Below are 12,322 nucleotides of genomic sequence, written 5' to 3'. Positions count from 1 at the left end.
ATTGTTATTTCTCAGGTTCTAACCACGATTGGTAATATTGTTCATCTGCTATCTTCATCGCCTCTTCAGTTACCATAAGAGGTTTAAAAGTATCTACCATCACTGCCAATTCTTGTGTTTCAGTCTTACCTATCGAACGCTCTGCTGCACCAGGATGTGGTCCATGAGGTATACCTGCAGGATGCAGAGAGATATGCCCTGGAGCGATATCATTACGACTCATAAAGTCTCCATCTACATAATACAACACCTCATCACTATCAATATTACTGTGGTTATAAGGCGCTGGAATAGAATCTGGATGATAGTCATATAGACGTGGTACAAAAGAACACACTACAAATGCATCTGTCTCAAATGTCTGATGCACTGGTGGTGGTTGGTGAATCCTCCCAGTTATCGGTTCGAAGTCATGAATAGAGAATGCATATGGATAATTATACCCATCATATCCCACAACATCAAAAGGATGTGTAGCATAAACCATCTCAAATATCTCATCTTGCTTTCTTACTTTAATAAGAAAATCTCCTGTCTCATTAAAAGTTTCTAATACATCCGGACGTCTAATATCCCGCTCACAGAATGGAGAATGCTCTAATAACTGTCCAAACCAGTTGCGATAGCGCTTAGGCGTATAGATAGGACGTCTAGACTCTACGATAAATAGTCTATTATCTTCCGTATCAAAATCGATCTGATAAATAATTCCTCGAGGTATCAGCAGGTAGTCACCATACTTAAAAGTAAGGTTACCTAACATCGTACGCAATGTACCTGTCCCCTTATGAATAAAAATTAATTCATCAGAATCCGTGTTTTTATAAAAGTAATCTCTTAATGATTGTTTAGGTGCCGCTAATACAATGGTACAGTCACTATTGGTCAAAACTGCTTTTCGGCTTTCTAAATAATCATTCTCAGGAGCTACCTGAAAACCACGTAAACGATAAGATTGAATGTGATTAGACTTTGCTATTTTAGGCGCAATACTATACTGTCCTAAAATCTTCTTTACCTGCGTAGGTCGGTGCTCGTGATACATATTGGTATACATACCATCGAAGCCAATTGTACCAAACAATTGCTCATAATATAAGTCCCCATTTTCCTTTCGGAATACGGTGTGACGTTTAGGGGGAATACTCCCTAAGTGATGATATAAAGGCATAATTACTTAATATTTTTGGTTGGTGATTCAGATTCCTGATTAAACAAAAAAGAATAGACAACGTCAAGCATACAAGGCAATGCATCTAAAGATATCTTGTGAAGTCAACCTCAACAGAGCTGCCAGGTCAAAATGTATAGAAAGGTGTAGCTATAAAAGTCATAATAAGCTACTACACTACATACACTAGGGTACATTACAACATTTGGCTAATGTTTAATTAGGAATAATATAAAAAGTAAAAGTACTCATTCAGGCTTGCGCTTGATGAGAAACTTTAAATAAGCCAATAAACCGTCCCATTGTGTTTTCATAATAACACAAATATCGAAATAAAAATGAATTATACAATTTTTTGTCCAAATATATTTTACATATCCCTAACAAAACACAAATTAAACACACATATCAGCAAATAGCAGTACTACTGCATAGTAAAGAATAAAAAACGGGTATATTAAAACTATGAATTTTAATATACCCGTTTTGATCTCTTCTAATATTCTTAGAACCAGAATCCCACAGAGAATATAGAATAAGTACTTCCTGTCTCTGGCGAATAAGTAAACTTAGCTTCTATAGGTCCTATCATGGTTTGCATTCCATATCCTACTGCATATCCAGAATACTTCGCCTTAGTGAACCAATCTGAACTTGAGAAGATCTTCTCTCCTGCATTCGCATAATTAGCAGTAAAATTAATATGGTGCTTCTTGAATATTTCATAATCAAAAGTAATACCTCCCATAATGAAAGAGTCTCCTCCTATCCCTAATAACTCATATCCAAAAAACGGGATAACATTATCACGATCTGCAAAACCATATCCTCCTAAAGCATAACCAAATCCTAGACTAGGAGTAGTCCCTATCACGGTTCCTAATCTTGATTTTATATCTATTGCTAACTTATCAGTGATACGCGTAGCATATCCTATTTGTCCTGTAAGCGTTGAAAAATTATCAAAGTCATGTGGGACATAATTCTCATTTTCTGTTGAATAAAAATAGTTTTTATATTCTCCTTTAAACAAGAATCCTTTTCGAGGAAAATACTTATTGTCATAAGTATCCATCGTCACATTAGCAAATCCTCCTAAGTAATGATTTCTATCAAATCTAGAATTAGGCAGGTTTAAGGTCTTACTTCTAATATCTAAGAATCGATGCTCAAAACCGATATTCAACAAATACTTCTGTTGGTAAAAAGTTTGGAAATACAACTTATTTTCTAGATCCGCATAGTCCACACCAAACTTAGCAGGTGCATTCTCTATATTTATCTCTCCTCCACTACTTCCAACTAACATCGCATAAGGTAGATCTCGACTAAACTGATTATACCTAGAAGAAACTCCTACACTCCAATAAAATCCATTATCTACAAAGTAGTTAAAGTTATAACGTACATTATCCCCTAATGCCAAGTCTAATGAGGCAACATCACTCTTCGTAAAAAGGTGCTTCTGAGTAACGTTGACTAAAGCTGCTGCTTTATACAATCCATCATAATGCACTCCTAACTTCAGATAACGATTAACAGGATTCTCCACTAGTTCCATCTTCATCTTATCCTCATCCCCATCAGCTTCGAACTTATAAGTCATACTACTAAAGTTTTCAGTACCGTTTAACTGTGTGATACCGTCTGCTAACTGGTCAAAAGAAATCTTAGTATTCGGCTTGAAACCTAACTTACCGTGTACGTACCTTCTAGTATATTTGTTCAATCCTTTAATTTCAATATCTGTTATCGCGATAGAATCCGATTGTTTAGGCAAGAAGTGATCTTTAACAACATCCTTATTCCCTCCTAATAATTTTAAATCAACAATTACTTTATTCGCAGCATCTACCCCTCTTTCTATAATCGGCTTCCCTTCGTCAAACGACACCACAGTATAACCAACAATATCTGGTTTGATATATACATCTGTCTTAGGAAGTTTACTCTTCATCTGATTAATCGTAGAGTAATTCGATATCTGCAATAGCAAATCAGGTGCCCCTTCTATCTGTTCTATTGTCTTAAGGTCGTCTTGTACATCCACCCCAATAACAATATCAGCTCCCATAGCTCTTAACTGATCGATTGGATAGTTATTAACCACCCCTCCATCTATTAAATACTTGCCATCTATCTTCACTGGAGCAAATAATGAAGGGAACGCCCCACTAGCTAAAATAACCTGCGGTAAATACCCTTCTTTTAAAACAACCCCTTCTCCTGTCTCTAAATCAGTCGCTATACATAAAAACGGAATCTGTAACTCACTAAAATCTCTAACATGACGAACGTGAGCTAATAGCTTATTCATCAAGTTATAGTTGTACATCCCTCTAGACAGGGCTTTAGGAAACCCAATTCTAAACTTATCGAAAGGCAATGTCAATGCATAGATCTCATCATTCTTCTTCTCATAAAACGATTTAGATATACGAGGGATATAATCCTTAATCAAAGCCGAAACATCAATACTATTAAAAATAGAGTCTAACTCTGTGGCAGTATATCCAGAAGCATACAGTCCTCCTACGATAGCTCCCATACTAGTACCAGCGATATAATCTACTTTTACCCCCTCTTCTTCTAATACTTTTAGCACTCCGATATGAGCTAATCCCTTAGCACCACCTCCACTCAGTACTAAACCCACTTTTGGTCTACCTTTCTCTCCCTCTGAAGCATAACTATTTGATGCTAAAAGGATAGAGCAAAACATTAGTAATATTATTCTATACATCGCTATTTTTAATTTTTTCTCTAATTTACTTGAAAAAAATCAAATACAAGCTTCCCTTTTGACTTTCCTATTACTTTTTCTAAATCTTCTAAGCTAGCTTCTTTGATTCTCTTTGTCGATTTAAAATGATTCATCAGTGTCGTTTTTGTTTTCTCTCCAACACCACTGATCCCATCAAGCTCACTTGTTATCGCGTTCTTACTGCGTTGGTTTCTATGAAATGTCAACCCAAATCGGTGTGCTTCATCTCTAAGGTGTATGATCACCTTCATCGTCTCAGATCGCTTATCTAAATACAAGGGAACACTATCTCCTGGATAGAAGATTTCTTCTAATCGCTCTGCCAAACTGATAATAGACACCTTCCCTCTGATCCCTAATCGCTCAAGGCAATTAACTGCTACACCTAACTGTCCCTTACCTCCATCTATCACAATAAGATCAGGTAATGGTTGTCCTTCTTCTATCACACGCTTATAACGTCTATACACGATCTCTTCCATCGTATCATAGTCATTAGGTCCTTCTACAGTCTTCACATTGAAGTGGCGGTAATCTTTCTTACTAGGTTTCCCATCTTTAAAGACAACACAAGCAGAAACTGGATTAGTCCCCTGTATATTCGAGTTATCAAAACACTCTATATGGCGTGGCTCTACATGCATACGCAAGTCCTTCTTCATCTGTGTCATGATACGGTTCACATGACGCTCTGGATCCACTATCTTAATCTGTTTAAGCTGATCTATTCTATAATACTTAGCATTGCGCTCTGATAAGTCTAGTAATTTCTTCTTGTCACCAAGCTTAGGAACAGTCACATGTATCCCTTCTTGCACCTCAACATCAAAAGGAACAATAATCTCTTTAGAATTCAAGTGAAAGCGCTCTCTTAATTCTGTTATCGCAAGCTCTAATAACTCCTCATCTGTCTCGTCTAACTTCTTCTTCAACTCCATCGTATGAGAACGAATGATCGCACCATAAGACACTTGTAGAAAGTTAACATAAGCAGCTCCTTCATCCGAGATGATAGAGAACACATCCACATTGCTAATCTTAGAACTAACAATAGTAGACTTAGACTGGTAATTCTCTAACAGATCTATTTTATCCTTTACCTTTTGTGCCTCTTCAAATTCCATATTAGAAGCCAACTCCATCATATAATCCTTAAACTCCTTTAGACTCTCTTTAAAATTCCCTTTCAAGATGTCTCGGATAGCTCTGATCTTATTGTCGTATTGCTTATCACTCTCACGCTCCTCGCATGGCCCACCACAGTTACCGATATGATACTCTAGACACACCTTATACTTCCCACTGCGCACATTACTAATCGTCAAATCAAGATTACACGTACGCAACGGATATAATTCTTTAATCAAATCAATCAGCGTATGCACAGTCTTGATACTCGTATAAGGCCCGAAGTACTCTGATCCATCCTTCACCATTCGACGTGTAGTAAACACTCTCGGAAAAGGTTCTTTCTTAATACATATCCATGGATAACTCTTATCGTCCTTTAGCAACACATTATAACGTGGCTGTAACTGCTTGATCAAGTTGTTTTCTAGCAGTAATGCATCTGTCTCCGTAGGCACAACGATATGCTTTATCGTCACAATCTTCTTCACCAACACATTTGTCTTGGCGTTATCGTGTATTTTATTAAAGTACGAACTAACCCTTTTCTTTAAGTTTTTAGCCTTACCTACATACAGTATCTTATCATCCTTATCATAGTATTGATATACTCCTGGCTGATCTGGCAATGTCTGTATCTGTACCGCTAAAGAAGGTGAAACCTGCATAAGTAAATATTATACTCACAAAAATACTAAAACTATTTCCTTTGCTAAAAAAACTGTTCAGTTTATACAAGACGCTACGCTTCGTTGTCGCGGATTTGCAATCCGTGACATTACACTAACACTATTTAAACTCCGCACGGATTACAAATCCACGCGAACTACTAAACTAAAAGAACTACCTCACGCAATACTTGTTGTTGTGGATTCGTTGTCGCGGATTTGCAATCCGTGACATTATACTAACACTATTTATACTCCGCACGGATTACAAATCCGCGCGAACTGCTAAACTAAACGAACTACCTCACATAGTACTTATTGTCGTGGATTCGTTTTCGCGGATTTGCAATCCGTGACATTATAAACTATATAAATACCTCTACAATATCCAATTCGTTTTCTAATCCATTATAGTTACGAGCAGAACTAAAATAATAATCCTCTGCTTTAACCACAATCTTTTCCTCCACAGGATTCTGATGTATATAATTAATCTTTTGTCTTATAAACTTATTTGAATATATCTCTTCAGCATGATACCCATCTTGCCATACTTTATACTGTTGATTTCTTTTGAGATAAACACAACTCTTTTCAAAATATCCTAATAACCATTCGCGTCTACTCTCTGGCTCTTCATTTATCGTTTCAATAATTTTCTTACTTGTGAATTTTTTAAAATCACGCATTATTTCAGCAATTGTAAGTTTACCATTACTTCTACAAAACATATGTAGATGACTATGCATTAAAACATAAGCATAAATCTCTAATCCTTTATTCTTTTGACAGTATCTCAAAGCATCAATAATAACATACTTCTGATTTAAACGAGTGAACACATCTACCCATCCCACAGTGGTAATAGTTATAAAATAAGCTTTATCTACTTCAAGAGCTTTGTACTTCGTTGACATTATGGCACTATTTTTAAAATTAGAAATAACACCTAAAGTTAAACACTAGAAATAAAAAAGAATAACACTAATCAAAGCAATTTAAAAGGATTATATATTCCGCACGGATTGCAAATCCGCGCGAACTGCTAAACTAAACGAACTACCTCACATAGTACTTGTTGTCGCGGACTCGTTGTCGCGGATTTGCAATCCGTGACATTACATTACTTAAGCACTATACTTACATACTCCGCACGGATTACAAATCCGCGCGAACTACTAAACTAAACGAACTACCTCACGCAATACTTATTGTCGCAGACTCGTTGTCGCGGATTTGCAATCCGTGACATTACATTACTTAAGCACTATACTTACATACTCCGCACGGATTGCAAATCCGTGCAAACTACTAAACTAAACAAACTACCTCACGCAATACTTATTGTCGCAGACTCGTTGTCGCGGATTTGCAATCCGTGACATTAAACAAACACTATACTTACATACTCCGCACGGATGACAAATCCGTAAGAACAGCAAAACTAAGCGAACTACCTCACGCAATACTTGTTGTCGCGGACTCGTTGTCGCGGATTTGCAATCCGTGACATTAAACAAACACTATACTTACATACTCCGCACGGATTGCAAATCCACGCGAACTGCATAACTAAACGAACTACCTCACATAGTACCTGTTGTCGCGGATTTGCAATCCGTGACATTACATTACTTAAGCACTATACTTACATACTCCGCACTAAAAATACCACTAGTAACGATTTGTCTCTTTCGAGTAAAACACTAATGCGAAACTTTTAATATCTTCACAGTTCCAAAATTGTTAGAAAGATGACTATACTAGATGAAACAATCCATCCTGGTGAAACCAAGACTTTAAACCTTGAAATCGCAAGATTACACACAGCTACTAAACTTAAAATACCTGTTATCGTATCTAGAGCTAGACTAGACGGTCCTACCGTATTACTCTCTGCTGGGCTACATGGTGATGAGTTGAATGGGGTGGATATCGTACGTCAGATAGTACATCGTGGGATGAATGTTCCTAAGCGAGGTACGATTATTTGTATCCCTGTAATTAATATATTTGGTTTTATTAACCAATCTAGAGAGTTCCCAGATGGTAGAGATATGAACAGGGTATTCCCTGGTAGTAAGACTGGCTCACTAGCAGGGCGCTTTGCCCATTATCTCGTGAACTATATCTTGCCTCATGTAGACTATGCTATCGACTTTCACGCAGGAGGTGCAAGTAGATTTAACGCTCCTCAAATCAGAATCGCTCCAGAAAACCTAGAGTTAGAAGAACTAGCGACAATCTTTCATCCGCCTTTCTTATTGTACTCAGCACAGATAGCTGGTTCTTTTAGAAATGCGTGTGCTAAGAAAGGTATCAAAATGCTATTATTCGAAGGAGGAAAGTCCTTAGATATTAACTCTGATGTATCTGAAATGGGAGTAGAAGGTACGAAGCGATTCTTACACTCTTTTGATATGTTGAAAGATGAGTTTAGCATCTGTCCTCCTAAAGAAGATATGACCATCATCACCAACTCTATTTGGGTACGTGCTAAGCGTTCTGGATTATTACACGATCAGGTAAAAATAGGTTCGTACGTAGAGAAAGGAGCTGTATTAGCAGAGGTATCTGACCCGTATGGAAAAGAAAACACAACAATCAAAGCACCGAATGCAGGCTATGTAATCAATGTAAATGATGCTCCTATAGTCTATCAAGGAGATGCAGTATTTCACATCTCAAAAACATTAAAAAAATGAATAAAGAAGAATTAAGATTAAAATATAAAGCTCTTAGAGATAACTTAGACTTAGATAGAATAGATGACCTCAGTTTAGAAATCGCAAATCAAGCACTACAGTTACCGATCTGGGATAAGGTGAACTATCACCTGTTTCTAAGTATTCGAAATAAAAAAGAAATAGATACAGAATACCTACTTCAGATATTAGCGGGTAAGGATAAGAATACTATCTTATCTAAATCTGACTTCAAGGAGGGGACATTGTCACATTACCTCTTGACGGATAACACTACGATTAAAGTCAATAGTTATGGTATTCCTGAACCTATAGACGGCATTCAAGTAAGCGAAAAACAGCTTGATGTAGTCTTCATTCCCTTATTAGCTTATGACAAACAAGGAAATAGAATAGGCTATGGCAAGGGGTTTTACGATAGATTCTTAGCAGAATGCAAGCCCGATGTGATCAAAGTAGGACTGAGTTTCTTCCCACCAGAAGACCATATCAGTGATGTAAGAGAGGGAGATATCCCTCTTGACTATTGCATCACACCGACAGAAGTATATCGATTTTAATACATATAGAACGAGACAATATTGAGGTATTGTCTCGTTCTTTTTATAGATCTATTTGAATACAGGCACCTTGCTATTAGGCATCTGTCAACAATTAAAACTAAATTAGGATTAGTGAGTTAGGGAAAATATTTTTATGTTTATTAAAAATATTAACCAATGATCAAAAACACTATCACCTTACTTACACTTTCTCTTGTAAGTTTAGCATGGGGACAGCAATCACCTAAATTTGCTTCTACCCCATCACTAAGCCCTGATGGAAAGACTACTTACTTTAGCTATAATGGCGATATATGGCAAGCTCCAACAGCTGGTGGAGAAGCTCTAAGAATAACTGCCTTAGAAGGCAGCGAGACTAACCCTCGTGTATCTCCTGATGGAAAATGGCTTGCATTCTCTTCTGACCAATACGGCAACAGAGATGTATTCTTAATGCCTCTAACAGGAGGACAAATCACACAACTTACTTATCACCAAGCTTCTGAAGATGTAGAGAGCTGGAGTTGGGATAGTAAGACGATTTACTTCACTTCTAACGCGAATAATAACTTTGGTTCTTATGCTATAGATATCAATGGTGGTACTCCTAAGCCACTGTTCACAAACTACTTTAATAATACAAATGGATTAGTAGTTACTCCTGCTGGTGAGTACTTATTCACTAGCTCTATGGAGAGTGCTAGTCAGACTACTCGTAAGCGTTATAAAGGAGAGAACAACCCAGATATACTAGGTTATAATCCTACGACTAAGGCATTCAAATCTTATACAGATTATGAAGGAAAGGATTTTAACCCTACAGTAGATAGGAATGGGAAGATATACTTCATCTCAGACGAGAACAATGGTAACTATAACTTATACACCTTCGACAATGGAAAGAAAGTAGCCTTGACGAACTTCGATACCTCTATCAAGAAACCTTATGTGTCAGCAGATGGTAGTAAAGTCGTTTTTGAGAAAGATTATATGATTTATGTACTTGACACAGCTACTAAGTCTATAACACCTCTAGCTACTTCTGTAAACACGAATAAAGCTATCGAGAAAGAGCAGTCTTATGCTGTAGAAGAGAATATGGAATACTTCGATGTATCTCCCGATGCCAAGAAGATTGCATTCGTTAGTCGTGGGATATTATTCGTATCGGATATCGAAGGAAAATTCGTACAAGCAGTATCGGATGGTAAAGAACGTGTTATGGAAGTAAAATGGTTAAAGGACAACAAGACACTACTATACAGTCAGACGTATAAAGGATACCAAAATTGGTTTAAAAGATCTGCTGATGGCAAGGGAACAGTTACTCAATTAACTTCTGATAATCGCAACAACAGAGACATTACTTTAAATAAAGAAATGACTAAAGCTGTATACCTAAGTGGTAGAGATGAAGTGAGATTATTAGACTTGACGACTTATACTTCTAAAGTAATAGTGAAAGACGAGATATGGGCATTCCAAAACTCTATACCTTCTTTCTCTCCTAATGGCGAATATGTACTATTCACCGCTAAGCGCAATTTTGAAGAGGACATCTTTGTTCATCATATCGCAAAGAATGAGACCATTAACTTAACGAATACAGGTGTAGCAGAGTCTAGCCCTTACTGGTCTCCTAGTGGGAAGTATATCTACTTTATGAGTGATAGACTTAATCCTTCTTATCCTCTAGGAATGCAAAATCCTAGTATCTACCGATTCTCTGTAGACTGGCAGACAGATGCATTTAAGTCTGATCAGTTTGACAAACTATTCGTAGAGAAGAAAGAAGAGGATACAAAAGATACTAAGAAAAAGGACAAAAAGAAAAAACAAGACGATACCCCAAAAGTGAAATCTATTAAGATAAACACAGAGGGACTACTTGACCGTATAGAACAGGTAAGTGACCGTTTTGGTAACCAATATAATCCTATCGTATTCGCTGATGATAAAAAAGAGGTAGTGTTCTATAACACGAATCAAGAAAACGGAAAAGGCAATTTATACAAAACAGTTTACGAAGACTTCGAAGATAATAAAAGTGAGAAAGTATTCGATAAACGCGCGAATCAGTTACTTCAACGCGACAAAAAAGTATATGCACTAATCAGTGGTAATATCTATAGTTTTGAGTTAAGCAAAGGTAAGCCTGAGCAGATTAAAATCAAACACAGCTTTACTAAAAACTTGGCAGATGAGTTCAACCAAATGTATTATGAGACATGGGCTGGTGTAGAGGAGAATTTTTATGACGAAACTTTCCACGGTATAGATTGGGATAATATGAAAGAGCAATTCGCTCAATATCTACCAGATGTTAATAGCAGAAATGACCTGCGTATCTTACTAAACGATATGTTAGGAGAATTAGGTTCTTCTCATTTAGGGTTTAATTCTTCTGGAAGTGAAGAAAAGACAAAACTAAGCTACAGATCTTATGAGACTGGTATCGTATTCAATACGGATAAGCCTTATCAAGTAGAGCGCATCGTACGTAAATCTCCTGCTTATGCAACAGACATAGACATTAAACCAGGCGATGTATTAACCAAAGTGAATGGGCAGAAAGTAGATGATAAAGCGAATAGGGATACTTATTTCGCTTTCCCTAATCGTCAAGAAGAAATAAGCTTAACATTCAATAGAGGAGGAAAAGAGATTAATACGAAGCTACATCCTATCTCTTTTGGAGACATGAAGTCACTACTCTATGACGAATGGATTTTTACAAATAAACAACGCGTAAACAAGCTTAGTGATAATCGTATCGCATATACATATATGAAGAATATGACTTCACCTGAGTTAGACAGATTCTTACTCGATATGGTAGAACAAGAGGCTAATAAAGAAGGTGTGATCTTAGACTTGCGTTATAATACAGGAGGGAATGTACATGATAAGGTACTGAACTTCTTATCTCAAAGACCCTATCTACAATGGAAGTATAGAGAAGGTAAACTAACAGTACAGAGTAACTTCACCCCTAGTGGTAAGCCAATAGTCCTACTTATCAATGAATCGTCTCTGAGTGATGCCGAGATGACTGCCGCAGGATTTAAAGCTTTAAAACTAGGTAAAATCATCGGTCAAGAGACCTATAGATGGATTATCTTCACTTCTGGTAAGAGCTTAGTAGACGGCTCATCATATAGATTACCATCATGGGGTACTTATACACTGGATGGGCAGAACCTAGAGAAAACAGGTGTTGCACCTGATATCTATGTTAAAAACACATTCGTAGATAGATTAAATGACAATGATCCTCAACTAGAGAGAGCTGTTCAAGAAATCTTGAATGACATTAAATAATACAGTAAAGGCTTCCTGAAGGA

7 protein-coding genes are annotated in these 12,322 nt (G+C 36.9%); 3 read left to right on the top strand and 4 right to left on the bottom strand.

What is annotated here, in order from left to right; translation table 11 throughout:
- Positions 1–4 precede the first annotated feature (4 nt).
- The 4 genes from E0Z07_RS05955 to E0Z07_RS05940 all read right to left on the bottom strand — a co-directional run bounded on the left by E0Z07_RS05955 (position 5) and on the right by E0Z07_RS05940 (position 6,648).
- Positions 5–1,171: a homogentisate 1,2-dioxygenase gene (locus E0Z07_RS05955; protein WP_006266111.1), complete on the bottom strand. Its 1,167-nt coding sequence runs from the start codon at positions 1,169–1,171 to the stop codon at positions 5–7.
- A gap of 505 nt (positions 1,172–1,676) precedes the next feature.
- Entirely contained in the window at positions 1,677–3,914 is a 2,238-nt protein-coding gene (locus tag E0Z07_RS05950; protein WP_131540472.1) for a patatin-like phospholipase family protein, read from the bottom strand.
- Positions 3,915–3,934: 20 nt separating this feature from the next.
- Positions 3,935–5,731, bottom strand: coding sequence for an excinuclease ABC subunit UvrC (gene uvrC, locus E0Z07_RS05945; protein WP_131540471.1), 1,797 nt, complete (start codon positions 5,729–5,731; stop codon positions 3,935–3,937).
- Positions 5,732–6,096: 365 nt separating this feature from the next.
- Positions 6,097–6,648 carry an REP-associated tyrosine transposase gene (locus tag E0Z07_RS05940; RefSeq protein ID WP_131540470.1) on the bottom strand — a complete coding sequence of 184 codons (552 nt, stop codon included), beginning with the start codon at positions 6,646–6,648 and terminating at the stop codon, positions 6,097–6,099.
- 837 nt (positions 6,649–7,485) lie between these two features.
- Between E0Z07_RS05940 and E0Z07_RS05935 the strand changes: the two genes are divergently transcribed.
- The 3 genes from E0Z07_RS05935 (at position 7,486) to E0Z07_RS05925 (ending at position 12,299) form a co-directional block, all read left to right on the top strand.
- On the top strand, positions 7,486–8,436 hold the full coding sequence (locus E0Z07_RS05935) for a succinylglutamate desuccinylase/aspartoacylase family protein (protein WP_006257760.1): 951 nt from the start codon (positions 7,486–7,488) through the stop codon (positions 8,434–8,436).
- Complete coding sequence (locus E0Z07_RS05930) at positions 8,433–8,996, top strand: 5-formyltetrahydrofolate cyclo-ligase (RefSeq protein ID WP_131540469.1); 564 nt, start codon at positions 8,433–8,435, stop codon at positions 8,994–8,996. The genes E0Z07_RS05935 and E0Z07_RS05930 overlap by 4 nt, the downstream gene beginning before the upstream one ends.
- 159 nt (positions 8,997–9,155) lie before the next feature.
- A complete protein-coding gene (locus E0Z07_RS05925) occupies positions 9,156–12,299 on the top strand; it encodes a S41 family peptidase (RefSeq protein ID WP_131540468.1) in 3,144 nt (1,047 codons plus the stop codon).
- Positions 12,300–12,322: the final 23 nt, after the last annotated feature.

This window comes from Myroides odoratimimus (genome assembly GCF_004337635.1).
Classification (GTDB): Bacteria; Bacteroidota; Bacteroidia; order Flavobacteriales; family Flavobacteriaceae; genus Flavobacterium; species Flavobacterium odoratimimum.
The sequence above is the reverse complement of the archived record's forward strand: the minus strand, read 5'-3'. Positions and strand labels throughout refer to the sequence as shown.